Origin of the sequence: Shewanella morhuae (genome assembly GCF_003028295.1) — a bacterium.
Lineage (GTDB): Bacteria > Pseudomonadota > Gammaproteobacteria > Enterobacterales > Shewanellaceae > Shewanella > Shewanella morhuae.
Genome location: NZ_PYSG01000003.1, coordinates 68,222 through 93,376, shown reverse-complemented (window position 1 = coordinate 93,376; position 25,155 = coordinate 68,222). Strand labels below are relative to the sequence as shown.

The following is a 25,155-nucleotide window of genomic DNA, read 5'->3' as shown; positions in this document are numbered from 1 at the left end:
AGCTATACATCTCACCCACATCTGTAGTTCGTTAACTAACATTAGATACTATGAATAAAAAGCGTAGACCCACTCTTCAAGATGTTGCCGATCAAGTTGGTGTAACCAAAATGACGGTGAGCCGCTATTTAAAAAATCCAACAAGAGTGGCACAAAGTACTCAAGAAAAGATTGCTATCGCGCTAGAAACATTAGGCTATATCCCTAATCGTGCGCCAGAAATCTTGGCTCAATCAACTAGCCGCGCCATTGGTGTGTTAGTGCCTTCTTTAACTAACCAAGTATTTGCAGAGGTGCTGCGCGGTATCGAGAATGTGGCCGGTCAACGCGGTTATCAAACCATGCTGGCTCACTACGGTTATCAGGCTGAAGTAGAAGAGGAGCGGGTTGCATCATTGCTCTCTTATAATATTGATGGATTACTTTTGTCTGAGAGTTACCACACCCCACGTACCGTACGCATGATTGAAACAGCGGGTATTCCGGTAATCGAAATGATGGACAGTGTGTCGCCTGCGATTCAGCAATGTGTCGGTTTTGATAACACAGCTGCCGCTTATGAGATGGTGCAAGCCATGATTGCACAAGGCCATCGACACATTGCCTACTTAGGTGCTCGCATGGATGTACGCACCCAACTTAAGATGCAAGGCTACGAGTTAGCAATGGCAGAAGCTAAGCTCACACCTTTGGCGATGACCACCAATGATGCTTCGTCATTTTCGTTGGGAGCGTCGTTATTGCAACAAACCTTAGCGAAATACCCCTATGTGGACAGTTTTTTTTGCACTAACGATGATTTGGCCGCAGGGGTTATTTTTGAGTGCCAAAGACAAGGGATTAAAGTGCCTGAGCAGATAGGTGTTGCGGGGTTTCATGGCCATGATATTGGCCAATCCATGACGCCAAAATTGGCGAGTATTATTACCCCAAGAAATGATATTGGTCGCATAGCAGCAACTGAGTTATTAGATAGGTTAAATGGCAAAGAGATCGAACAATCCGTCATCGAGCTAGGTTATCGCATTGATCTAGGGGAAACCTTGTAGTCACCCCTAGAGTTTTTGATTCAATGTATCTATTTGTGATTAAAGAAACGCAGAGATGATGACTGCGACTATGCCGCCCGTCGTACCAATAATGGTTTCCATCACAGTCCACGTTTGCAGCGTTTGTTTTTCTGATAATCCGAGAAAACGGTTAGCGAGCCAAAAGCCGGAGTCATTGACGTGCGAGAGCACAATCGAGCCACCGCCAATGGCAATCGTAATTGCCGCCAATTGAGCGCCACCTAAGCTCAATGGCTCAAGTATCGGGATGATAAGGCCACAAGCGGTTAACATCGCCACAGTGGCCGAACCTTGAATAACGCGCACAGAAGCCGACAAAATAAATGCCAGTATCACAATCGGTAAACCCGAACCTGCCAGCATATTCCCTAAGGCATCACCCACACCAGAATCAATCAGTACTTGCTTGAACACGCCGCCAGCACCCGTTACTAGAATAATGACTCCAGCAGGTTGGAGCGCACTACTACAGATTTCCATAATGCGGTCATTGGGGATATTACGCCTAACACCCAGTACATAGAATGCGATTAAACAGGCGAGCAAAATGGCGGTAAACGGATGGCCAATTAATGCGAGCCAATTATGTAGATCGGATTTTTCATCAATAAAGCGCGAAGCAATCGTTTTTAAGCCGATAAGCAGCAGTGGAAAAACGACAATACTGATTGATAGAGCAAATGAAGGAATCGGCCCACCTTCTCGTTCACCTTTATCAAGTTGCTCGTGGGCTGGCAGCTCAACATGGACTTTTTTGGCAATAAGACTGGCAAAGAGTGGACCGCCTAAAATCATCGCGGGAATGGATGCCAACAACCCGAACACTATCATGTAACCAAAATCAGCATTGAGTTGGGAAGCGACCAAAATGGGCCCTGGTGCGGGAATTAGAAACGCCTGACAGGTTGCGATACCCGCGAGTAGCGAAATCCCTATTTTAACTACGCTGCCACCACCTTTACGAACTACAGCAAAGGCGATACCAATCAGTAGTACCACCGCAACGTCAAAAAAGAGGGGTAGCGCACAGATAAAGCCCGTAAAGGTCATCGCCCAGTGAGCTTTGTCGTTACCAAATTTATTTAACAGGGTATGGGCTATCTGATCCAGCGCGCCGGTTTCTTCCATTACCCGTCCAAACATCGCACCTAAAGCGACCACAACAGCAACAAAACCTAAGGTGCCTCCCATGCCTTGTTGAATCGTGTTAGTGATATCGGCGGGGTTCATGCCAGAGAAAAGCCCTGCCACTATCGATACCAGTATCAGTGATACCACGGCGTGTAATCTTACTTTCATCACTAAGAATAGTAGTAAGGCGATTGAACCGAGCGCAGTTAGAATCAATGACATATCAGACATAATAGATACTTTTCCTTGTTCGTTAAGTTGTCCACATTTTTCGAGGTTACCGGTAACATGTTACCCGTAATATGATAAGGTGGGAAGTAACAAAAATTGAAAATGAGCCCGAGGTTAATAAAAATGACTAAGACAGAAGAAGGCAATAGCTATGTGTTTATGGGCGTCTCTAGTTGTGGTAAATCTTCGATTGGTGCAGCGGTAGCAAAAGCGTTAGAGGCGAAATTTATTGATGGTGATGACCTGCACCCTAGAGCCAATATTATCAAGATGAAATCAGGTTCTGCGCTTAACGACACGGATCGTGCCCCTTGGCTAGAGCGTATTAATGACGCTGTGTATAGCATTGAGCAAAAAGCTGAACGAGGGGTTATTGTCTGCTCTGCGCTGCGTCGCCATTACCGTGACTTAATTCGTCAGAACAACAGTAAGGTCGTATTCATTCATCTATACGGGGATTTTGAATTGGTTAAAGAACGCATGTTTGCGAGAAAAGCTCACTTTATGCCGATTGAGTTGCTCAAAAGTCAGTTCGACACGCTTGAAATGCCCGCTACTGATGAAGCTGATGTTATTCAAGTGAGCATTGATGGCTCTTTTGCAGAAGTGGTGCAGCGCTGTATTCAGGCGATAAATGGCGAGAAATAGTAATACCTAACATTGGAGTAGAGCATAAGGCCTGTTATTGGTGATGACGTTTGGGGATTGATCTTTGCTTTAAAAAGCGAGGCGAGTCTTATTGATAACCCATAAGCAGGTATTCTCTAGGGGTCATAGGCTAGCCTATGACCCCTAATTATTTGTTTTCGATAATGTATTAACCGTATTTAGGCTGGACGTGTATCGGCAACGGGCGCTTTATTTGAAATTACGCCGAAGATAGTCCAGCCGAAGAAGGTGGCCATAGCGCCAAGCATTACTGCGGTTTCGCCTGAGCTATACAGGGCATAAAAGCTATACAAGGCACCGATCACGGCAATCACGTTGGCAATACGGGCTTTATTAAAAGGTACTTTTTGCTGTCTTTGCATTATGCCAAGGGCGGCCATCGACAGTATGTAAGGCACAATATTGGTGACGACGGCAAGGTTAACGAGTGCTTCGAACTGTTTACTCAGTGATGGACTAATGGTCATCAGAGATAAAACGGTTTGAATACAAACGATAATGGTCATACCCCAAATTGGTGCATCGGCTTTACTGACTTTAGAGAAGATTTTAGGGAAGAATCCTTCATCGGCAGAGGCTTTAAACACTTGGGCAATAGTGAACTGCCAACCTAACAGTGAACCAGTACAAGAGATAATGGCGCACGCCATCACGATTTTACCGACCACAGGGTTAAACATTTGTGCGAAGGCTAAACCAAAGGGCGCGTTTGACATAGCAAGTTCGGCATTTGGCACAATGCCGGCAATAACGTTGGTAGAGACGATATAAATTACAGCCGCGCCTAAGGTACCGCCCATTACTGCGATAGGGACGTTTTTCTCTGGATTATCGACGGCTTCTGAGTTAGCACAGGCCGATTCTAAACCAAGGAATGCCCACAAAGTCATGGCGATAGAACCGCCTAACGCTTTGAAGAATGGCATATCATGCGGGTTCCATGCGCCTTTATAGAGATCGATGTCGAACCAGAACCAACCAATTAACGACACGCCAATCACGGGCAGAATAATCCCCCACACAGTCACGCTACTCACGGGACCTGTAATCCGAGCACCACCGAAGTTAGCAATCGTTGCCAGCCAAAGTACGCCAATGGTTGCAAGACAAATGGCCATAGGGCTTAGGTTTACATCTAGCAGCACAGCGGCATAACCTACAGCCGAAATAGCAATTGCGACGTTGGCAATGAGCAGCGAAACGGCGTAGGTGTAGTTGGCCATAAAGTTGCCAGAGCGGCCGAAGGCATATTCGGCATAACCGCCCATACCACCGGATTTCTTACTGAACATACCGCACTTGGCAAAGGCGTAGGCGAGGGCAGTTGAACCAGCGGCCGTGACTAACCAAGATAAAATCGAAATAGTACCGACTTGAGCTAATTGGGTTGGCAGCATAATAATGCCCGAACCCATCATGTTGACTATGGTGATAATGGTTAATTGGACGACGCCAATTTTATTTTCTGATTTACTCATACTAATAACCTAATGTAGGTGACTTATTATAGAGAGTATGAAATTGACTGCAGAGCGGGGTTAATAAACTCTGCAGTCAGTATTCATTATTTATTTAGTACATAGCCCATTGCTTGAATTTTGCCGTCCGGAGTATTTTCGAGATAAACACCTTGTAGTTCTGGCGAGAATCCAGGTAATAAGTTGATACCTTCTTCGAGTGCTTGGAAATAACGTTGAACAGATCCACCCCATATTTCACCTGGTACCATACATAGCACTCCTGGTGGGTAAGGCAGTGCGCCTTCCGCGGCAATTCTTCCCTCAATTTTAGATAGCGGGACTAATTCAACTTTGCCACGAATAAATTCTAGGTTTGCTTCCTGTGGATCCATGACTTTGATTGGGAAATGCGCTTTGCGGAACATTTCTTTCTGCAGTTGTTTTACGTCATGACTGACATAAAGATTGTGCATTTCTTGGCAGAGTTGGCGGATGGTATAATCTTGATAACGCTCTTTATTTGCGTTATAGACGTTAGGTAAAACTTCAGATAATGGCGCATCTTCATCGACTAATTTCTCGAATCGAGATATTTGCGAGACCAGATGTTGCATCTTGGCCATATCTTCTGCAGGCGTCATCAGGAATAAAATCGAATTTAAGTCGCACTTCTCCGGAATAATATTATTTTCCCGTAAGAAGTTAGCCAAAATAGTTGCTGGAATACCAAAGTCGGTATATCTACCGGTTTCTGCATCTATACCAGGTGTTGTTAATAGGAACTTACAAGGGTCAACGAAGTATTGACCTTTTTCATAACCTTCGAAGGAGTGCCATTTCTGACCGGGTTCGAATTCGAAGAAGCGTAAGTCATCGGCCATTTGTTCAGTTTCATAGTCTTGCCATAGGCGGCCATCTATCATTGTCGGAACGAATGGTTTGATATATTTGCACTTTTTCAACAGTAGCTTACGTGCTTCGATACCGGCTTTTACCGCTTCGCGCCAAAGGTAACGTCCGCTTGCGCCTTCATGCATTTTCGCGTTCACATCTAGCGCCGCAAATAGAGGATAGAAGGGGCTAGTAGAGGCATGCATCATAAAAGCATTGTTGAAGCGTTTATGGTTGCAGTATCTATCTTGACCTTTGATATGTTTATCTTTTTTATGAATTTGTGATGTTTGTGAGAAGCCAGCTTGCTGTTTATGCACCGACTGAGTCACGATAATGCCAGGATCTTCAGCGGTCAGTTCGAGCAAGAGTGGCGAGCAGTCATTCATCATAGGGATAAACTGTTCATAACCGACCCAAGCCGAGTCAAACAAGACGTAATCACACAGATGACCAATTTTATCAATAACTTGGCGAGCATTATAGATAGTGCCATCATAGGTGCCGAGTTGAATAATCGCTAAGCGGAATGGGCGTTTTTCATCGGCTCTTTCTGGGGCTACTTCGCGAATTTGATCTCTTAAATAGGACTCTTGGAAGCAATGAGCGTCAATGCCACCAATAAAACCGAAGGGATTACGCGCGGTTTCTAAATAAATCGGTGTTGCACCGGCTTGAATTAACGCGCCATGGTGATTTGATTTGTGGTTATTGCGGTCAAATAATACCAGGTCGCCTTTAGCTAATAGTGCATTGGTCGCCACTTTATTTGAAGATGAAGTCCCGTTAAGTACAAAGTAGGTTTTATCAGCATTAAAGACTTTGGCTGCATATTTTTGTGCTGCAAGCGGCGCGCCTTCATGGATCAGTAAATCACCTAATTTTACGTCGGCATTACACATATCGGCACGGAAAATCGTTTCGCCAAAAAAGTCGAAAAACTGACGACCAACAGGATGCTTACGGAAGAATTGTCCGCCTTGGTGGCCTGGGCAAGCAAAGGTGGAATTACCCATTTCAACGTATTTTTTCAATGTGCCGAAGAAAGGAGGTAGCAGTGCTTGCTCATATTTATCGACGGCGGTTTCAACTTGTTTTCCGTAGAAGTCAGTGTTATCGCCACAGAGTTCAAATACCCCAGTAATAGATGAGCAAACATCATCCGGGAAAGTTTCTTCGCAACAAACTGAAACGAAAATCGGTAGTTTCAACCCAGTATTTTTAATCTTTTCAACAATACCATTTCTAACATCATCAACAGAGACTACAGCCGCGCCCACATCGCAAAAATCTGTGGTTAATACGTTGACGACTTCTCTGTCGATATCGAAACAAGATCTAACAGATAAGCTAGCGGCTACTTTTAATGATTTCATAGTTAATTTCCCTTTTACTTTTTAAAAAATAGATACAAGAGTGCCTATGCCTAATTAAAAACATTAATGGCATAAAAATTAGATATAGCTATTACGTGCGCAGATTAGATGTGGCTTTGCTTATTTGGCGGAATAAATAAAAGTTAAAATATATTTATTAGCCGCGCAAATAGTTTAGCCGCAGTAAACTGCACTGATAAAAGAATACTTTGATAGTGATGCAAGTTAATAAACTAACAAAGACAGTACATTAAGTGTTTGCAGAAATTAGAGTAATAGCACTTTAGACCTGTTCGTTGGCCTACTAACTGCGCTGAAATTAGCGAAGGAAGATAAAGGAGTGATCGAAATAGTCACGTTGACTTGGCATCATGATATGCCCTGTACGCCGGATATGCGCCATGATTTTAGATTTCCTCTTCATATACGACTCCATTATGACTTAGAGAAAACAATTAGGTTTTTATTACAAAGAGAAGTTTATATGTGAGTTGTAAATAAAATCATGATCTATGTCTTACTTTTTAATACCAGATATTAAAATTCAACCTATTTAATAAATATTAAATCGAGTCAATCGCACTTAAGTATCGTTATCTAAATTATGAAAGTAAATATTGTCAATGTTATTTAAAATATTACATTTGAATAATTAACATTATTTTTTCCTATGATTTTAATTAAAACGCTGTGTTAATAAGTATCTTGGTTTATACCGCATGGTGCACTTTCATGGTTATGCATTCATTCTATTTACAAAATCACCGGCATGCTCAGAGATTGCAAAAATGATAGTTTTTTTCTCAAATTTGAGCATTTTGGGCAGAAAGTTGCCATTTTAGGGCAGATGTTATCTTTTGGATTGAGGTAGATTAGTCAGGTCGAAACATTAATGGAAGATTAGGCATGAATAAATGGTGGCTAGGGGCGAGTTTAGTATTGTGCTTATTTGGGCAAGCACATGCTATGACGTTAACGAGCAAAGATATGAGCGAGGGCAATAAACTCACATCGCAATTAGTATTTAATGGGTTCGGTTGCCAAGGTGAAAACATTTCGCCGCAACTGACGTGGACTGAAATACCTGTGGGGACGAAAGCGTTTGCGGTGACGGTTTATGATCCTGATGCGCCAACGGGCAGCGGTTGGTGGCACTGGGCCGTATATAACTTACCCGCAGCACAAACATCACTGGCGCAAGGTGCTGGTTCGCATGCTAATGCATTGCCCAAAGGCGCTATTGCCTTGAAAAATGACTTTGGCACCACTGAATTTGGTGGCGCTTGTCCGCCAGAAGGTCATGGTGTGCACAGGTATGAATTTACTGTGTGGGCATTGCCTAGTGCATTAGAGCTGCCAAAGGACGCTAGCCCTGCATTATTAGGCTTTATGCTCAGAGCACAAGCATTAAGCAGCGCCAAGTTGACTGCGGTATATAACAGATAACCCATTGATAATTAGGCAGGTGTCATGATCCGTTTGTTTGAATATGATTCGAAGCAGGCACAATCGTTATCTCAAGTGCCTGTGCACCAGCCGTCGATTATTCGGGTTATTCATGGGGAAAAGTCTTTACTCTGGCAAGATGAATCGGTTTTGGTGAGCCAAGGCCAGTTACTGTTAATTCCTGCGGGTTCGCATATTAGCTTTGTAAACCGACCTTTTCTTGGGCGCTATCGTGCGGTGCAGTTGTTACTCCCCCACGATTTACCCCAAGGCATTTTATCGAACACTGCTGATTGGCGTGACCCAATGCCAGTTCAAAACATATCGCGAGCCGTGGACTTAGCTTGGAATGCGTTATTGCAGAGTTTGAGTTTGTCTCTGGCAGATTCTGTGCAGCTGCATTATTTGGCCGCATTACTGCTCAGCTTGCCCGATAAACGCAGTGTGAACTGGCTGTATGGCCACACGCAACGCAGCGTGACTCAAGCCGCCTTGGCTTTGATGAGTGTGAGGCCTTCGGCGCCATGGCAGCAGGAAGAGGTTGCCGACAAGTTATACATGAGTACAGCTAGCCTTAGGCGTAAATTGGCGTTAGAAGATACGAGTTTTAGGCAATTATTAGTCGAAGTCCGGCTAAGTCATGGTTTGGCCCTGCTGCAAAACTCGGGCGAGCCATTATTGCAAGTGGCCTTAGCCTGTGGTTATCAATCAGCGGAAAAGTTTTCTCTACGTTTTAAGCAACAATTTGGCCTGACTCCCGCCGCTTATCGTCGTACACTGTGAGAAGGAATAAATTGATACTGAAACAATATCAAGTTGCAGGAGCAATATAATGGCGGACGAACAATTTACCGACAGCGGATTTTGGAACAAGATTAAACTCTTTAGTCGTCAGGCAGGCAGAGAAGTCATTGAGCGTGCTCTGTGGCTTTATTATGCGTCGCAGCAGCCGAATACACCTAAATGGGCTAAATCTGTTATTTTTGGTGCTCTGGCATATTTTATTTCCCCCTTAGATGCGATTCCTGACTTGACGCCTTTAGTTGGTTTTACTGACGATTTGGGGGCTCTTGCCGCGGCGCTAACTATGGTGAGTTTATATATTGACGATGAGGTTAAATCTCGTGCTGCGGATAAACTCGCACTGTGGTTTGGCGATAAACCGCCTGAGCCTAAGATTTAAGGATCCTGCGTATGCCATGGTTTAATTGGTATAAAGTCACGCTAAAAATATGATTTTATTAAGACTCATCGATTGGGGTTTTATTAAAATGTTTGAGGGTAAAAATATTTTTTTGCAAACGTTTCACTATTGCTTGATTGCGCTATATGCTAGCGCTGTTTTGTAAACTCCTTGTGTTTGTTTAGGCAGATAAATGAAAAATATTATGGTAGTAATCCTATGGTTTTTAGGTGTTTCTGCCGCTACTCCCGCGTTTACCAATGAGGCATCTCCGGAACAACTCGCCCGTCTTTACCTCGATTTTATGGCGCAAAATAGTCGCCAGAGTGAAGCTTTGTGGCCGGGATTTCGCCTTGAAGATAAAGTACACCTTTTCAGCTATGGTGGTAACGTTTGGTTGCGTCAACCTGGGGGCGAGGTCATTCAAGACAATAGTGTCTTAGAGTCCGTTAACCTGCATTCAGGTCTGTCAGTCAACTTTGGTTTTCCGCAGTATCAGGGTCAACCTGGGGTGTTGATCCAGCTTGAAACACCAAATATTCAATTTAACGCCGACACTAAATCTACAGATCTCACTTTTCTCATCTGGGCGGGTAGTGCCTTACATGAGGCTTTTCATTTTTATGCCCAATCCGAATGGCGGGTACTAGAAGATAGCCGTCATTATGAAGGTGAAGTGTTTCCACTCAACTTCGATGCTCGTTATTACCGTTTACAGTTATTTGATGCCTTAATGGCGGCATTAGCAGAACCTGAGCGGCAGTCTTTGTTTTTGGGTCATGCAGCCTATTGGTTGCAGCAGTGGCGGCAAATGGTGCCCAATGAATACCGTGTGAGCTATATCAATGATTTAATTGAAGGCAGTGCCAAGTATGTCGAATTAGTTGCTAGCGCACGTTTATTAAGCCGAAATCAAACTTTACTCGGTTACCAGCAAATACTGACTCAATATGTGCATGATTATTATCAACAGCAGGCAAAGTGGGCTGGTTGGACTGCGGAAGCGGAAAATATAGGTGCTCTGGCAGGTATATTGCTGGATAGTACTCAAGATCCTTACCTGTGGAAAGAGTCGGTTATGTCAGGGATGTTGCCGGTAGATATGTTGTTAAATCCCATTAGAGCAGTACAACCTGCAGATAAAAAAGATAATAAACAGAAAAAATATTTGCAGGATATGTTGGCTTACTATCCCGCCACGCAAGAGAAGTTGTCTCAGCTGTTACTCAATGTGCAGGATCCTAAAGTGCCGTTATTGGTGATGCCGAGCGTGAGTGATGGCAGTAGTTTTATTGATGTTGGCGCGGTGCGTTCTGGGTTTTATGTTGTACCTTATCAAGATGAAATGACTCAAGCCTATTTAGGCATGAGTTCACAATTTAGTAACTTGACCGTGAGTGGCAGTCCATTACTCGATGTGCCGATGCAAAATTTTTGTGAGGGCATTGAGGCTGCAACTCTGTTACCTTTGGCGTTCCCTTTTCAACGAGAGGGTCAGTATCTGGTATTTAATGAAGCAGAAGTCCATGGAACTATTAGGGTTTCTGCAAGTGTTGTTGATGGAAGAACCCTCTACTGTGCGATGAATTAATAATGAGAAAAAATCAGCTCGAATTTACCTATATGCGTGGCATTGCGATTATTTTTATCGTCTTGGGCCACAGTATTTATAACTCTGGGGAAGGTTTCCCGCTACTACTGGAAAATTTATTGCGAGGAGGTACGGCATTATTCGTGTTTATCTCTGGATACTTTTTTCATCGAATTTTTTATAAGGATTTTGACTATAAAAAGTTTATGAAAAATAAAGTACAAAACGTACTTTATCCTTTTTTAGTTGTGTCTTTAATTGGCTTATTCTGTTTATGCTTGCGCTGGATTTTTATGGAACACCAGTCGCTTGATAAACTATTGATGAGTATTTTTTATACGATACGAAATGGTTATATCCTTTATCCACATTGGTATATTCCATTTATTATGGCAGTGTTTTTATTTTCACCGATTTTTTTGTGGTTTATTCGTTGTTCGCAACAGATGCGCTGGACGCTATTTGTACTGAGCTGTATTGTTGCTATTTTATTGCATAGGCCGGTGGGAAATATTAACTTTATCCACTCTATGGTGTATTTTATGCCTTTTTATTTAATTGGTATTTTATACTCCCAAGACGAGCATTTTTTGAGACGTTTTGGCTCTATTATCAGTGCATTAGCAGTGATTTTTTTAATCGTCAGCTTGGTCGAACAGAGTTACGTCGTGCAGCATATTGGTAACTACCATAAAGCACCGTTTGAATATAATGGTATTGATTGGCAGTTTATTCAAAAGTTAAGCTTGTGTGTGTTGGTACTCAATTTTTGTGAATGGTTATCTGGGCGCAGTCGTCTACCTTGGTTAATTGAAATTGCTGAGATGAGTTTTGCAATTTTCTTTATTCATCCACTTTTCGACATGATGTTTAACGTCACTGCGACTTTAATGCGTTTCCGTTTACCACCAGGCTCTTGGGTAACTAGCATACTATTTTCGGCGGGTATTTTTATCTTCTTGATGGTAGGCAGTATTATCACGGCGCGCTTTATTAAGAAACGCTTAGGCACCCGATCACGGATTTATATTGGCTGGTAACCCATTATTTGCTTAAAACTAACATAAGGGGTTAATTCAGTTTGAATTTATTCCCTTATGTTAGGGTGTTTCTATCTAAAAAATGGAGAATACCATGAAACCTCGTACTACCTTATTCACCCTCGGACTTATGAGTTTATCTTTTATTACCTTTCCTTCAGTAGCAACGCAAACCTATCCGCAGGCGATGAAAACCCAAGATGCTTTCTTTGCGAATATCGCATCCTATTGTGGCAAAGCCTTTGCTGGAAAAGTGGTATCGGGTGACGCCGCCGACGCTGATTTTAGTGGTAAGCCACTGATTATGCACGTACGAGAATGCAGCGATACAGAGCTTAACATTCCGTTTCATGTGGGTGATGATCACTCGCGAACTTGGGTACTGACCAAGACGTTGCAAGGGCTAAAGCTGAAACATGATCACCGTCATCAGGATGGAAGCGAAGATGCCGTAACTATGTATGGCGGTGATACGATTACTGATGGAACATTACAAAAGCAGTCCTTTCCTATTGATAAAGATTCAATTGATAACTTTGTTAAAAATGGTTTAATTCAGTCGATCACTAATGTGTGGCATATTGCAATTACGCCAACGACTTTTAGCTATCAACTCACACGGGCCAACCGCGATTTTCAAGTCGACTTTGATCTCACGCAGCCGGTTATATTACCGCCAGCGCCTTGGGGGCACGAGTAAGTTTAAAGTGGTTTGTGTGGGCTGAAAATCGAATGCAGTTTTAGTAAGATAGATTTTGACAAAAACGGCGAGCACTGAGGCTCGCCGTTAGATTAACATGTTTAACGCTTTGTGTTAGTTGACTTTAGGCTCGAAGCTAAAGGCTTGTCCTGCCAGTGCAGCTTCAAACATTAAGCCGCCTTTAGCTGCGGTAAATACCGCCATACCGTTGATATAAGAGCCTTTGGCTGAGCTATTGCTGCCAGCTTGGCCTGCGCCCGCTGAGTTACCTGTCGTGCCTGCCTGTGCGCTCGCGCCCATGTTTATCGCCACTGCTGAAGCTTGAGCATCAAACTCGAAACTACCACTGGTAAAGTTTTCATACGCTTTAGCATCTTTAAAGAAGATGATTTCGCTATAGGCTTGCCCACCTAATTGAAACCCGATAGATAATTGAGTCAGGCTCGAGTCACCCACATAGACGCCGCCTTTGTAAACACGGCCCTTACCATAGGCTGCACCAATACCAATGCCACCTTTTCCAACAGTAGGGAACAAGGCGTAGCCATAGGCGGTGTCGAAAAATTTACTGGTTTCTTTCGCTTTTTGAAAATTAACCACAGCCTGCTCGTAGCTCTCGTCAGCGAGTGCTATTGGTGCTGTAAATAAACTCACGATTAGGCATGTCGATGCCGCAATGGCTGTTAAAAATGATTTCATAGTGGTGCCTCTTCAGTTTTAAGTTTATCAAGATTAGTCGTTATCGAAATAAATGACAGCCTAAACCGTTTATGTGTCAGCTTAGGTTCAGTGTTCGACTCACTTGTCGGAACCTTGTGATGGTATTTGTTGGAGTATTGATGTGCTGATTAGTTCTTAGATCATCAAGAACTTTATTTTTGGTCACCATCGTCTTGCTGGACTTGGTGTAAAAATTCATATTCCTCTGGAGTGAGGACATTATGAATTACGTGTGGCTGTGACGGTTGTTTAGCCATACGGCCTTTTAAATAGGCTGAACGAGTGATTTGCTTTAAACCGTATACGGCCAACATATACATGCTAAGCAGTAAAGTGAGCCTTGGTAGTGCATTGGGTAATAAAGATAAATTATCACCAAAATAAAAAGGCAGAATCACTACAAATACACGTATCAGCCAGTTTAATAGCATGGCAAGCGTTAATCCTATTAACCAACGAAACCGAATGGTGCCGAGTGTCTCTTGGGAGGATGTCATGTTTGTTTGTTTTTGTTTATGCCGGTGAAATAGCATCCACAATGCAATAAAGTAATAACAGGTTTGTATCGATAACAATGCGGGCAGTAGAGCGCTCCAGTGGTTGATATTTAGTTCGCTAAATATCAGAACAACAGATGGCCATTTGCCAGTTTGATATCCCGTTAATTTGATAACAATATCGATAATAGCGAAGAGTAAGGTGAGTAATGCTGGCCAGTAATGTTTTGAAAAAGCAATGGGTTGATTGGTTTGGTTTAAGCTGTTTTTACAGTACAAATACAGTAAAGGCATAAGTAAAAAGTAAATCGGACTAATAAGATTAAACAAGATATGTATCGGGATCGGGGCGTTATCGCGGTTAATTAAACCCGTAAGAAAATACAGTGCGATAAGGCTTAAAAAACTAGCCAGCAAATTTTGATGTGTCTCTGCTTGGTAAAAATAGCGAATATAAATCGCTAATGCGAGGCAATGTAAACCGCCAAATAGTGATAACCACCAATAGGCTTGAGCAAAAAAGCCATTAAATTCGTTCATATTTGATATCCAAACAACCTGAAGATGCAGCGTGCTGCTGGAATTTAATGCACCCCATATCTTGAGACTTGTTATATCAGGGAACTGGACGCGATAAAAGAACGACGTTAGTTTTTTTGCTGAATAGCAATACGCTGGTGGCGATTTGATGCTGCTTCTGGTACCACACTCGGAACGGGTGTGCGTTCGGCAAGTAAGTGTTTGATTGCTCGGATGGGGTGTGGCAATAGCATTCGAGGGCCAGAGAAAATCATAATTTCTTTAACCATTTGCTTCTGCTCGGGTTTATAGCAATGTATCGGGCATTTATTGCAGGTTGGTTTACTCTGTCCATAGGGGCAGCGATCTAGACGAGTTGCGGCATAATCCAATAACTCAATACAATCAGTGCATAGACCGGTTATATCTTGGTTTTGATGCTTTGCTTTACAGTGTATCTTCATCATCGCAGCTATGGTTTGGTGCTCGTAAAGCAGTTTGCCCGTTAGCAGTTGCGCTGCGTCCATTGGAATACCTTAGTCTATTACTCGGATATCCCATCATAAGCAGTGAAGTTAGTGCTGACAAAACAGAAGCGTCAATTTATGAAGATGCGCACAAAATGAAACTTTAAATAACCTTAAACGTGCACCTAAAATAAGCTTTAGATATGCATCACTTTGTCTGCAGCCAGTGTCCAGCGAGTTAAGTCTTGTAGCGTACCTATGTGCGCTCCGTCAATCATCATCTCTGCAGTCACACCTCGAGCTTGCGCGCAGGTTTTACACGATAAAATAGGGACTTGCTGCGCCAAGAGGATCTCAAACATCTGTTGTAGGTTGTAACTTAAATCAGGTGTGGTTTGATTTTTTAACGCACCAAACACCGCATCGGACATGAGAAACAGCTTAAGATCGATAGCTTGCTCATCTTGATCCTTCAGTGCTAATGCGATGCGTAAGCTATTAAATAACTTTTCTGTTCCGTAGGGGCTAGCGTGGGCGACAATAAGAATACGTTGCATTAGGGTTGTCCTTAATCTGTAGTTCACAGTGACATGGGATTTATAAGTGAACTGGTGTGTAGCAGTTTAACGTAATTGGCTATAACTATTTGAGTGCTAGATCGTATAAAAAAGTATAAACACTTGATTTACACCGACACAATGGACTTTAATAGCGGTTAATCTCTGCTCAATTTCAGGTGGATTCGGTTGTCATTGTTCCGATGTTAACGGGCTTTGGCATACCCATTGACATTGCTTCTGTCGAGAAGCCGTCATCAAAGGTGAATAACAATGAAGATTTTAGTCATATTGATACTGATCGCAATCGGTGTGTTTTTATTTCGTCGCACACAGCGATTAGCGAAGGAAGAGCAAGAAGCGTCGCAGCCTAAATCGGCGCCAATTACGCCGGTTGTTCCTCGCGAAGAAGTACCTAGCTCACCTGCAGCAGAACCCGAGCAGATGGAGCCTGTTGATCTAGCAGTAGTGACTCCAGTGGTGGAAACGGTGATTGAAGTTGAAGCTGAATTGATGCCACGTGACCCCGAGTATGTGCAGAGTGCTATTAATATTTCGGTCGATATTGATACTGATATTATTGAAGTCGATATTCCCGCGACGCATAACGAACAAGCGGTAATCATCTTAGGTTCAACAGATGTAGATGAACAAGCCGAAGCCGCAGGTGCCGACGTACTTAAGGCTGAAATTCAAACTGCTGCGCCAGTAGCGACTGGCGCCCAGGCCCCCGGCGATTGGGCGAATGTGACTTTAATGCGCGCTTTTAAAGAGTACCAAGCGGCAACCTCAGTAAACGAGCGTTACAGTGCATTACAAAATATGGTGGGTGAGTGCTACAAGCAGCGTAAATCTGCTGATTATCGTAATTATGGCGCTCAGTTGGTACAGGAATATATTGCATTATTCCAAGCGGTAACTGCTGAGCAAGGTAAAACTGCTGAGCTTAAATCCACAGGTTTCCTCCATTTGGCGACGCTGCTTAATGATACTCAAGCGTTCGATGCTGCTATTGCCCTATGCCGTAAAGCATTAGAATTTGGGCTGAGCGATGGCACGGTAACGGGCTTTGAAGGTCGTATTGCTCGAATAGAAAAAGCTCAGACTAAAGCAGCTACAACTTAACATAAGTGTGTGGATTAAACCCTTAGGCGAAAAGCGGTTATTTACCTCGTCTAGGCAGTGTAGAATCCTCCTTAACTGATGCGCAAAAGGCGAACCAAGGTTCGCTTTTTTTATGGGCCTATTTTATGGGCTTAAGTAGGGGAAAATGAAACTAAGTTATAGCTTAGCAAATGTCTTATTAGTGCTTGGAATGCTGCTACTCAGTGGTTGTACTAAAACGGCAGAATGGACACTGTTTTATTATCCCGATGCGAGTGCCATTCCGGTGATGCCTTTACAGGCTGAAGCGATTAATGGTTACTATGAAACACTAGAGCAATGCCAAAGTAAGGCACACGGCATGCAGCGTTTAAGTAGCTCTGGTGTGAGTGGTTTTGGCCTTGGCGTCTACCAGTGTGGGCATTTATGTGAATTTGACGATAAGTCGGTGCTGGTTTGCAAAACCTTGAGCCAATAGGTGGGTAATGATGAAATTTAAACAGGATTTTTTTACCCAGCTGCCAGAGTTTTACTCGCAGGTTTATCCACAGGGGATCACCAATCCCCAGTGGCTAGCGTGGAGTGACGATGCTGCGCAATTAATTGGCTTAACTCAGCCAACCGATGAGCTATTACTCGGTTTATCTGCCAATGCTGCTATCGATGGTGCAACTTACTACGCCCAAGTATATAGCGGCCACCAGTTTGGTGGTTATACGCCGCGCTTAGGCGATGGACGCTCAATTATCCTCGGCGAAGCGGTTGGCCCAAACGGTACGTGGGATGTCGCGCTTAAGGGCGGCGGCCCAACACCATACTCGCGCCGTGGTGATGGCCGTGCGGTGATGCGCTCAGCGGTACGCGAGTTTTTAGTCTCAGAAGCGCTGTATGCTTTGCAAGTTCCCACTACGCGTGCTTTGGCCGTGATTGGCTCAGACTTACCCGTTTGGCGTGAGAGCCAAGAAACGGCAGCGATTACTGTACGTCTAGCTCGTAGTCACATTCGCTTTGGTCATTTTGAGTTTTTTTGCCATAGCGAACGTGGCCGCGCTGATAAACTGATTCAATTACTTAATTTCACGATCACTCAGCATTATCCTCATTTGAGTTGTGATGCTGCAGGTTATAAAGCGTGGTTTTTACAGGTGGTGCAAGATACAGCCAAAATGATTGCCCATTGGCAAGCGGTAGGTTTTGCCCACGGGGTGATGAACACCGACAATATGTCGATTCTGGGTGACAGTTTTGATTTTGGCCCTTTTGCATTTTTAGATACCTTCCAAGAAGATTTTATCTGTAATCACTCTGATTCAGAGGGGCGTTATGCTTTTGGTCAGCAGCCGGGTGTTGGATTATGGAACCTACAACGCTTAGCGCAAGCATTGACACCTGTTATCCCATCTGATGATTTAATTGCCATCCTTAATCAGTATCAAGAGGCGCTAGTTCAGCCTTATTTACATTTGATGCGCGCAAAATTAGGTCTGCCAACATTAGTTAAACCAACGCCAGAGCAGGATAAGCAAGACCTTGAGCTTATTGGTCGTTTGACTGTGCTAATGGAAAAAAATCAACTCGATTACACTCAGACATGGCGTCAATTAGGTAAGGTCGACCCGACCAGTCAACACAGCGGTTTACGGGATGATTTTATTGATGTGGCGCAATTTGATACTTGGTATCAAGCCTATCAACAGCGATTAGGTACAGTGGCTGATGTGGATGAATGGCAAACTGAGCGTAATGCAGTGAATCCAAAATATATTTTGCGTAACTATTTAGCCCAAGAGGCGATAATTGCGGTGGAAGAGGGTAATCTTGCGCCATTGCACCGATTGCAGAAAATTTTAAGCCAGCCTTTTGCAGAACACATAGAAGATGAAGACTTAGCTAAACGTCCACCGGACTGGGGCCAAGGTTTGATTATGTCATGTAGTAGTTGATTGGATAAAAAACATGAAATTAGCTAGCACTCAGATACAAGCCATTCGCTTAGATAAAGAGGCGTTAAGTTTATCAATTAGCGCCGATATTGATTTTGATCGTTTTGTCGATTTTGCTGAGCCACTTGCAGCGATACTCGATTGCACTGTGGGTGAGCGTCAGTGGGGCGCCGATAGGCATCAATGGTTATTAGCATTTGAAGGGAGCCTGTTATGGCTCAATTATGAGTTTTACGGCAATATTTGCTGGCTTTCAACTGAAAATGAAGCTGATTTTGAGGTGTTAGAATACTTCGCCACTGTGCTTAAACCTCATCTAAGAGTGAACTAATATGAATCAGAATATGACGCCGCCGACGATAACCAATACCAGCGGTGCAGCATTCCATTTCCAAGCGTTAACGCCAGATTTGATCTTAGATGCCATTGAAAGCTTAGGTGTGTACCCTGAAACGGGTTTGCTCGCGCTTAATAGCTATGAGAACCGTGTATATCAGTTTCGTAGTGATGAAGGGTTACGTTATGTGGTGAAGTTTTATCGCCCCGATCGTTGGAGCGACGCACAGATCCAAGAAGAACATGACTATGCGTTAGCGCTCGCTGCTGAGGACATTCCAATGGCGGTGCCTGTGATTATCGAAGGCCGCACATTGCATAAGTACCAAGGTTTTCGATTTACGCTGTTTCCGTCTTTGGGCGGCCGAGCTTTTGAGGTCGATAATTTAGAACAACTAGAGTCAGTCGGTCGATTTATCGGTCGCATACACCAGTACGCCGCGCAAACCTCATTTGCTGAGCGTGAACCCTTAAATCCACAGATTTTAGGGGCCGAGCCGCTGGCGTGGTTAAAACAATCAGATCTCGTGCCTAGCAGCTTACGTTTGCCTTTTTTTACCGTGGTAGAGCAAGTGTTAGCTAAGGCGAATGCAATTTGGGAGCGACAAAGTTTTGCGGCAATTCGTTTGCATGGGGATTTACACCCAGGCAATATTTTGTGGACGCCCGATGGCCCTGGATTTGTCGACTTAGACGATGCGCGTATGGGGCCGGCCATTCAAGATTTATGGATGATGCTAACTGGCGATAGAGCGCAGCAATTAATGCAGCTTGAAATCTTACTCGAGGCCTATGAAGAGTTCTGTGAGTTTGATACTAGGCAGCTTGCCTTGATTGAGCCGCTGAGGGCACTGCGAATGGTGCACTATAACGCCTGGATTGGCCGCCGCTGGGACGATCCAGCTTTCCCGATGAACTTTCCTTGGTTTGGGGGTGAGAAATACTGGGAGCAGCAAATTTTATCGTTCAAAGAACAGCTATATGCACTGGGCGAACCCCCTTTGAGTTTAGTACCTTATTAATGTTCAATATTTAGCCATGTACAATCGTCGCAGTGATATTAAATTGAACTCTTAGGCGTGAGTTACACTCAAAAAAGAGAATGTGTTAGTCTCCAGCCTAGTGAACCTATTTATAAGATTGATTTAAGGAATTTTCATGAAAAAAGCATTACTTATGGCTGCGGCCTTGTTACTGGCGCCAATGGCCGTATTCGCTGCAGATTATCAAGAAGGTGTTCATTACACTGTGATTAATGACGGCCCTGCGACGGCAAAACCAGAAATTACTGAGTTTTTCTCCTTCTATTGTCCACATTGTTATAACTTTTCTAAAACGGTTGTGCCAAAAATTATTGCTGATAAACCTGAAGGCGTAGCTTTTAACCAAGCACACGTTGATTTTATTGGTAAAGAGATGGGGGTAGAAATGTCACGCGCATTTGCTGTGGCGCACCAATTAAATGTCGATGATAAAATCGATAGCGCAATCTTTTCAGCTATCCATGATAAGAAGCAGCATTTCACCAGTCGTGATGATGTTCGCGCTCTTTTTGTTGCTAACGGTGTGGATGGTAAAACCTTCGATGCAGCTGCAGAATCCTTCATGGTAAAAGCGCAAATGGCTAAGATGAAGCGTGATACTGAAAACGCTAAGTTAACTGGCGTACCAGCTCTAGTGGTTAATGGTAAATATCGTGTTGAAACCGGTTCAATCAAATCCTACGATGAGCTATTAGATATCGCATTCTACCTAGCGAAGAAATAGTGCTAATGACGTTATCATTTCGCCGTTATACGAGCGGATGATAGTCGCGTATCCATAGTGTTGTTTAAAGGAGCCTAATGGCTCCTTTTTTTATTGCCGTAATAGCCAATATTGAGTACTGGCGCGAGTTGGCGGCGTCGAGTTAAGCGTTTAAGAACATAATTTATTGAATATTTTGATAAAAAATAGGCAAAAAAAACCGTACTTCTTGTAAAAGAAAGTACGGACTTGAGCCAAGGGGCTCTTTTTCACCCTGAGTAACATGGTTAATTTAACAGAGCGTCAAAAAATTGGCAAGCGTCATTTTTATGGCTTTTAGCTTTTTTGTAGTTAAGTTCAATATTGATAGTTTAATTAAATCAGGTGATTGAAATTTTTAAGCACTCAAAAGTGAAAAATAGTCAGCCAACGATGCAACTCAAACGGTAAAGCTCATGTCTAAAATGGGGAATCAATAACAATCAGAATGTTTATAGGTGGTCATATGAGAGTTTTCCCCGTTTACGCCCCTAAACTAATCGTTAAACATGCGCGTATTTTTCTTACTGGTGTTATTTGGGTTAAAGATTTAGGGCGGCTAGAATTTGAGCGGGGACGGTTTTTACTACCAAGAAAAAGCCTGCCAAAGGTTAAGCAGGCTATTTTAGAACTGAACGAACTCATTGAAGCGCAGAATTATCAAACTCATTCGATTTAAGACGGGTTCGATTAAGAACTCGCTTAACCGATATCTCATTTAATCAGTATCAGTTTTGCGCCGCACAGTTTAGATTTCGCTGTTTAGCAAACCAACAAGACCAGTCACTTTTTCGTTCCAAGAAGTGAGTTCTTCCTGTAGTTGTTGGTTTTGGTCATTCAATTGCTGATTGCGTTCATTTAAGGTCGACGCTTTTTGCTTCTCTTCTTCAAGCTCCATTTTTAGAAGCTCGATAGTTTCGAGTGCAGCCTGGATTTTGGTTTCCAGTTTGGACAGTAATTCAAGGCTCATCTGGAGAGTCCTATGGTTTCTGGATGGGACTGTGATTCTAGCAGTGCCTTGAACTTAAGGAATAGCAATTCTTGTCGTTTGGTTAAAAAACGTACTATTACGGCGTTCTAAATTAAATTTTTTTGCATTTGTTATTAACTCGTTAGTATTCTTGGTTTTATTTTTTATCGGAATGGTTCATGCCATCTAGTCTGCTCACCATACTGCCGTTATTGCTGACCTTAATTTTAGCCTTAGTTCTACGTCGAACGCTGGTGGCTTTAGGTGTCGGTATTGTTTCTGGCGCGCTATTGATTGCTCAGTATGACCTGCTGCAAACGGGACGGTATTTGTTTGATATTGCTGTTAAGCAATTTTATGCACAAGGAGCTTGGCAAGCGTGGCATCTCAATGTGCTGTTAGCCATGTTACTGCTCGGCAGCATGACACAATTGTTATCTCGTGGTGGCGCAGTTGGTCAGTTTGGTGATTGGTTATATAGCCGTATCCGCACTGAGCGTCAGGCGCGCCTTGGCGTCGTATTTCTTGGTTGGTTAGTGTTTATTGACGGAATCTTTAGTTGTTTGGCAGTTGGCCATGTTTGCCAGCCTCTGAGCCAGCGTTATGGTATTCGCCATGAACAACTTGCCTATTTGGTTGATTCAAATGCTTCGCCTCTATGTTCGTTACTCCCTTTCTCCAGTTGGGGCCCTTATGTGATGGCGCTTATCGCAGGGATCAGTTTTTTACCTATATCGCCGTTAGAAGCATTTATTGAAGTGGCCTTATTTAACTTTTACGCGATCGTGACCTTAGGTTTGTCGGTGCTGGTTGCTTGGTATGGCGTCGGGTTTCGACCTTTTGTTGCTGCGACCGTGGTGGAGCCCTCTAGTGCAGTCGAGACCAAGGGTAATCCTTGGCTACTCGCTATCCCGATGCTGACTCTGTTATTGGCATCTGTGGGCCTAACTTTGTGGTCTGGGGCTCAACAAGTCGCAGGTTGGGATGTGTCGCTATGGTTGGCTAAAGCTGATATTGGCGCTTCTATGCGTGATGCTTGTTTGTTGGCGACCTTGGTCACTCTAGTGATGTTGGGCTTGTCTGGGCGAGGTTTAATGGCGTTAGTGGGGGATTTGAGCCACGGGGTGCGCATGATCGCCTTCGCCATTGCGATTTTACTCTGCACTTGGATGATTGGCGCTGTGATCCAAGATCTTGGTGTCGCAAAATTATTGGCGGCTTGGGCTAAGGCTTATCTTTCTCCGCACTTGCTGGTAGCGGGAATGTTTTTACTTTGTGCAATTATGGCTTTTGCCACGGGCTCGAGTTGGGGCACGTTCGCCATTATGATCCCTATTGGCGCTGAGATTGCGCATAACCTTGACCCTCATCTGTTATTGCCGGTATTGAGCGCTGTGATGGCGGGGTCAGTTTTTGGCGATCACTGTTCGCCCATCTCAGATACTAGCGTGCTCAGTGCCACCAGTTCAGGTTGCGCACCCCATGACCATGTGGTGACTCAACTGCCCTTTGCGTTAATCGCTGCATGTTCGGCCTTGATTGGATTTCAATTAGTGAATTTAGCCGTACCAACACCATTAGTGTGGTTGGGAGTGGTTAGCTGTAGTGTGGGTTTATTTATCTTGATGGCGCGTTTTTACACGCCTTGGCCTAAGTTAATCGCGCAGACATAAAGCTTAAATATCACTAGAATGCCCTAAGGTTTGAATTGAACCCTTTATTCAAATGTACTGATTTAAGAGATGATTAATATGAGTATTACCCGTTTAGATGTTGGTGCTCGCATGAGTAGCGTAGTGATCCACCAAGGTGCAGTGTATTTATGTGGCCAAGTGGCGAAAGATAAGTACCAAAATATTACGGAACAAACCGTCACTATGCTCGAGGAAGTGGATACCTTGCTCGCGCAGGCGGGCAGTTCACGCGAACACTTATTATCAGCGACTATTTATTTGAAAGATATGGCAGATTATGATGCGATGAATGCCGTGTGGGATGCTTGGGTTCCTAAAGGCCATGCGCCTGCTCGAGCTTGCGTACAAGCGGCGATTGCAGAACCTGAGTATTTAGTTGAAGTCTCGGTTATTGCGGCTGTTGCGGAGTAAGAAATACGCGCTAAAGGGCAGAGTACGGTGGCGCTGACATAGCTAATACCGAGATATTATGACCAGTTATTAACGGTTGAAAATGAGTATAATAATATTTTTTTATCGGTTAGGCCTTGAAGCGCATGCGCTTCTATTGACTTTATTCCTGTCGCTCCCTAGTCTGCTTGTTCAGTAAATAAGGTGGTATGCGATGGAAATAACTTACAATTTAAAACCTGCGTCCGAGCGCCGTACTGAGCAATTTGAGCCCGAGGGTAATGTGGGCTTCGGTAGCCTCAGAACCGATCATATGTTTTTGATGGATTATAGTGATGGTGAATGGCGCGATCCGCGTATCGTTCCCTATGGTCCATTTGAAATGGCACCGGGTGCAATGGCGTTGCATTATGGCCAGTCAATCTTCGAAGGCGCAAAGGCCTTTATGCATGAAGATGGTGAGATTTACACTTTCCGGATTAATAAAAATGCAGAGCGAATGAATTGCTCCGCTGATATCGTCTGTATTCCTAATATTAACGAACAAATGCAAATGGATGCGATCAATGCGTTGATCGATGTTGATCGTCTGTGGTTCCCAATGCAAGAAGGTGCGTGTCTGTATATTCGGCCCTTTATTTTTGCAACTGAAGACCGTCTATCTGTTAGCCCAAGTTCGCGTTATACCTTCTGTGTGGTGTTAAGCCCCAGTGGTGCTTATTACGCGGCTGGTGTGAACAAAGGCATACGTTTACTTATCAGTAAAACGTTCCACCGGGCGGTATCAGGTGGTACTGGCGCTTCAAAAGCAGCGGGTAACTACGCTGCTTCGTTGCGTGCAGGTAAAGCGGCAGCGCAGTTTGGTGCTTCACAAGTGTTGTATTTAGATTCTACCAATCAACAGCTTGAAGAAGCTGGTGCGATGAACCATTTTCATATCCTGAAAGATGGCACTGTGATTATCCCAACCTTTACCGACACCATCTTGAAATCCATTACCTCACAATCCATCATGGAATTGGGTGAGTTGTTAGGTTGTGAAGTGCGCCAAGAGACAGTTATGCTCGATAAGTTTATCGCCGATATTGAATCTGGTGAGATTATCGAAGCGGGAGGTTTTGGTACGGCAGCAGTGGTGTCGGCGGTTGGCTCCTATATTTTTGAAGATGGCCGCATCGTCACCGTAGGTAATGGCGAAGTGGGTGAGCACGTACAACGTATTTATAAACTGTATACCGATATCCAAAAGGGCCATACTCAAGGGCCTGCAGGCTGGGTTAAGCGTGTTGAACGTTTAGCAAAGTAGGGCGGTTACATTGATGATTAAAGGCTCCTAGGAGCCTTTTTTATTCACTTAAATTCAGCGTGATAAGTCACTAACCTGA

27 protein-coding genes are annotated in these 25,155 nt (G+C 43.7%); 18 read left to right on the top strand and 9 right to left on the bottom strand.

Features of this window, described 5'->3' with window-relative positions; translation table 11 throughout:
• Positions 1 to 50: 50 nt before the first annotated feature.
• Complete coding sequence (gene gntR / locus C9I43_RS14980) at positions 51 to 1,049, top strand: gluconate operon transcriptional repressor GntR (RefSeq protein WP_107884281.1); 999 nt, start codon at positions 51 to 53, stop codon at positions 1,047 to 1,049.
• Positions 1,050 to 1,088: 39 nt separating this feature from the next.
• Here the strand turns inward: gntR and gntU are convergent, their stop codons facing one another.
• Complete coding sequence (gene gntU / locus C9I43_RS14975) at positions 1,089 to 2,432, bottom strand: gluconate transporter (RefSeq protein ID WP_107884279.1); 1,344 nt, start codon at positions 2,430 to 2,432, stop codon at positions 1,089 to 1,091.
• Positions 2,433 to 2,555: 123 nt separating this feature from the next.
• On the opposite strand from gntU, the gene C9I43_RS14970 reads away from it, so the two are divergent.
• On the top strand, positions 2,556 to 3,080 hold the full coding sequence (locus C9I43_RS14970) for a gluconokinase (protein WP_107884278.1): 525 nt from the start codon (positions 2,556 to 2,558) through the stop codon (positions 3,078 to 3,080).
• Between the two features lie 179 nt (positions 3,081 to 3,259).
• Here C9I43_RS14970 and potE read toward each other — a convergent pair whose 3' ends face one another.
• The 3 genes from potE to speFL form a co-directional block, all read right to left on the bottom strand.
• Positions 3,260 to 4,579 carry a putrescine-ornithine antiporter gene (potE, locus tag C9I43_RS14965; protein ID WP_107884276.1) on the bottom strand — a complete coding sequence of 440 codons (1,320 nt, stop codon included), beginning with the start codon at positions 4,577 to 4,579 and terminating at the stop codon, positions 3,260 to 3,262.
• An 86-nt stretch (positions 4,580 to 4,665) separates the two neighbouring features.
• Positions 4,666 to 6,828: an ornithine decarboxylase SpeF gene (speF, locus tag C9I43_RS14960; RefSeq protein ID WP_107884274.1), complete on the bottom strand. Its 2,163-nt coding sequence runs from the start codon at positions 6,826 to 6,828 to the stop codon at positions 4,666 to 4,668.
• 319 nt (positions 6,829 to 7,147) lie between these two features.
• On the bottom strand, positions 7,148 to 7,231 hold the full coding sequence (gene speFL, locus C9I43_RS19250) for a leader peptide SpeFL (protein WP_373455356.1): 84 nt from the start codon (positions 7,229 to 7,231) through the stop codon (positions 7,148 to 7,150).
• Between the two features lie 503 nt (positions 7,232 to 7,734).
• Between speFL and C9I43_RS14950 the strand changes: the two genes are divergently transcribed.
• The 6 genes from C9I43_RS14950 to C9I43_RS14925 all read left to right on the top strand — a co-directional run bounded on the left by C9I43_RS14950 (position 7,735) and on the right by C9I43_RS14925 (position 12,788).
• Positions 7,735 to 8,274, top strand: a complete 540-nt coding sequence (locus C9I43_RS14950) for a YbhB/YbcL family Raf kinase inhibitor-like protein (protein WP_107884270.1) — start codon at positions 7,735 to 7,737, stop codon at positions 8,272 to 8,274.
• Positions 8,275 to 8,298: 24 nt separating this feature from the next.
• The gene (locus C9I43_RS14945; RefSeq protein WP_076500782.1) at positions 8,299 to 9,057 is read left to right on the top strand and encodes a helix-turn-helix transcriptional regulator; all 759 of its coding nucleotides are present in this window, start codon (positions 8,299 to 8,301) and stop codon (positions 9,055 to 9,057) included.
• A gap of 49 nt (positions 9,058 to 9,106) precedes the next feature.
• Positions 9,107 to 9,457 carry a YkvA family protein gene (locus tag C9I43_RS14940; RefSeq protein ID WP_076500779.1) on the top strand — a complete coding sequence of 117 codons (351 nt, stop codon included), beginning with the start codon at positions 9,107 to 9,109 and terminating at the stop codon, positions 9,455 to 9,457.
• A 193-nt stretch (positions 9,458 to 9,650) separates the two neighbouring features.
• Complete coding sequence (locus C9I43_RS14935) at positions 9,651 to 11,048, top strand: hypothetical protein (RefSeq protein WP_107884268.1); 1,398 nt, start codon at positions 9,651 to 9,653, stop codon at positions 11,046 to 11,048.
• Between the two features lie 2 nt (positions 11,049 to 11,050).
• Positions 11,051 to 12,088, top strand: a complete 1,038-nt coding sequence (locus tag C9I43_RS14930) for an acyltransferase family protein (protein ID WP_107884266.1) — start codon at positions 11,051 to 11,053, stop codon at positions 12,086 to 12,088.
• A gap of 94 nt (positions 12,089 to 12,182) precedes the next feature.
• Entirely contained in the window at positions 12,183 to 12,788 is a 606-nt protein-coding gene (locus C9I43_RS14925; RefSeq protein ID WP_107884264.1) for a hypothetical protein, read from the top strand.
• A 114-nt stretch (positions 12,789 to 12,902) separates the two neighbouring features.
• On the opposite strand, the gene C9I43_RS14920 is transcribed toward C9I43_RS14925, so the two are convergent.
• The 4 genes from C9I43_RS14920 to C9I43_RS14905 form a co-directional block, all read right to left on the bottom strand.
• Complete coding sequence (locus tag C9I43_RS14920) at positions 12,903 to 13,487, bottom strand: YSC84-related protein (protein WP_107884262.1); 585 nt, start codon at positions 13,485 to 13,487, stop codon at positions 12,903 to 12,905.
• A 173-nt stretch (positions 13,488 to 13,660) separates the two neighbouring features.
• Positions 13,661 to 14,545 (bottom strand): hypothetical protein, encoded by an 885-nt coding sequence (locus tag C9I43_RS14915; protein ID WP_076500766.1) that lies wholly within the window; start codon positions 14,543 to 14,545, stop codon positions 13,661 to 13,663.
• Between the two features lie 107 nt (positions 14,546 to 14,652).
• Positions 14,653 to 15,051 carry a nitrous oxide-stimulated promoter family protein gene (locus C9I43_RS14910; RefSeq protein ID WP_076500756.1) on the bottom strand — a complete coding sequence of 133 codons (399 nt, stop codon included), beginning with the start codon at positions 15,049 to 15,051 and terminating at the stop codon, positions 14,653 to 14,655.
• Positions 15,052 to 15,188: 137 nt separating this feature from the next.
• A complete protein-coding gene (locus C9I43_RS14905) occupies positions 15,189 to 15,548 on the bottom strand; it encodes a DsrE/DsrF/TusD sulfur relay family protein (RefSeq protein WP_107884260.1) in 360 nt (119 codons plus the stop codon).
• 273 nt (positions 15,549 to 15,821) lie between these two features.
• On the opposite strand from C9I43_RS14905, the gene C9I43_RS14900 reads away from it, so the two are divergent.
• The 7 genes from C9I43_RS14900 to C9I43_RS14870 all read left to right on the top strand — a co-directional run bounded on the left by C9I43_RS14900 (position 15,822) and on the right by C9I43_RS14870 (position 21,395).
• A complete protein-coding gene (locus C9I43_RS14900; protein WP_076500752.1) occupies positions 15,822 to 16,673 on the top strand; it encodes a hypothetical protein in 852 nt (283 codons plus the stop codon).
• Between the two features lie 145 nt (positions 16,674 to 16,818).
• The gene (locus C9I43_RS14895; RefSeq protein WP_107884258.1) at positions 16,819 to 17,130 is read left to right on the top strand and encodes a hypothetical protein; all 312 of its coding nucleotides are present in this window, start codon (positions 16,819 to 16,821) and stop codon (positions 17,128 to 17,130) included.
• A 10-nt stretch (positions 17,131 to 17,140) separates the two neighbouring features.
• Entirely contained in the window at positions 17,141 to 18,595 is a 1,455-nt protein-coding gene (locus tag C9I43_RS14890) for a protein adenylyltransferase SelO (RefSeq protein WP_107884256.1), read from the top strand.
• A gap of 13 nt (positions 18,596 to 18,608) precedes the next feature.
• Positions 18,609 to 18,926, top strand: a complete 318-nt coding sequence (locus tag C9I43_RS14885; protein ID WP_107884254.1) for a DUF3630 family protein — start codon at positions 18,609 to 18,611, stop codon at positions 18,924 to 18,926.
• Position 18,927: 1 nt separating this feature from the next.
• Entirely contained in the window at positions 18,928 to 19,953 is a 1,026-nt protein-coding gene (locus C9I43_RS14880) for a serine/threonine protein kinase (protein ID WP_107884252.1), read from the top strand.
• 136 nt (positions 19,954 to 20,089) lie between these two features.
• Positions 20,090 to 20,698, top strand: coding sequence for a thiol:disulfide interchange protein DsbA/DsbL (locus tag C9I43_RS14875; protein ID WP_076500742.1), 609 nt, complete (start codon positions 20,090 to 20,092; stop codon positions 20,696 to 20,698).
• Positions 20,699 to 21,182: 484 nt separating this feature from the next.
• Entirely contained in the window at positions 21,183 to 21,395 is a 213-nt protein-coding gene (locus C9I43_RS14870; protein WP_076500740.1) for a DUF1107 domain-containing protein, read from the top strand.
• A gap of 69 nt (positions 21,396 to 21,464) precedes the next feature.
• Here the strand turns inward: C9I43_RS14870 and C9I43_RS14865 are convergent, their stop codons facing one another.
• Entirely contained in the window at positions 21,465 to 21,686 is a 222-nt protein-coding gene (locus tag C9I43_RS14865; RefSeq protein WP_076500738.1) for a cell division protein ZapB, read from the bottom strand.
• A 179-nt stretch (positions 21,687 to 21,865) separates the two neighbouring features.
• On the opposite strand from C9I43_RS14865, the gene C9I43_RS14860 reads away from it, so the two are divergent.
• The 3 genes from C9I43_RS14860 (at position 21,866) to C9I43_RS14850 (ending at position 25,076) form a co-directional block, all read left to right on the top strand.
• Positions 21,866 to 23,359, top strand: coding sequence for a Na+/H+ antiporter NhaC family protein (locus C9I43_RS14860; RefSeq protein WP_107884250.1), 1,494 nt, complete (start codon positions 21,866 to 21,868; stop codon positions 23,357 to 23,359).
• Between the two features lie 78 nt (positions 23,360 to 23,437).
• Positions 23,438 to 23,791, top strand: a complete 354-nt coding sequence (locus C9I43_RS14855; protein ID WP_107884248.1) for a RidA family protein — start codon at positions 23,438 to 23,440, stop codon at positions 23,789 to 23,791.
• A gap of 193 nt (positions 23,792 to 23,984) precedes the next feature.
• Positions 23,985 to 25,076, top strand: a complete 1,092-nt coding sequence (locus C9I43_RS14850; protein ID WP_107884246.1) for a branched-chain amino acid aminotransferase — start codon at positions 23,985 to 23,987, stop codon at positions 25,074 to 25,076.
• The last annotated feature ends 79 nt before the right edge of the window (positions 25,077 to 25,155 follow it).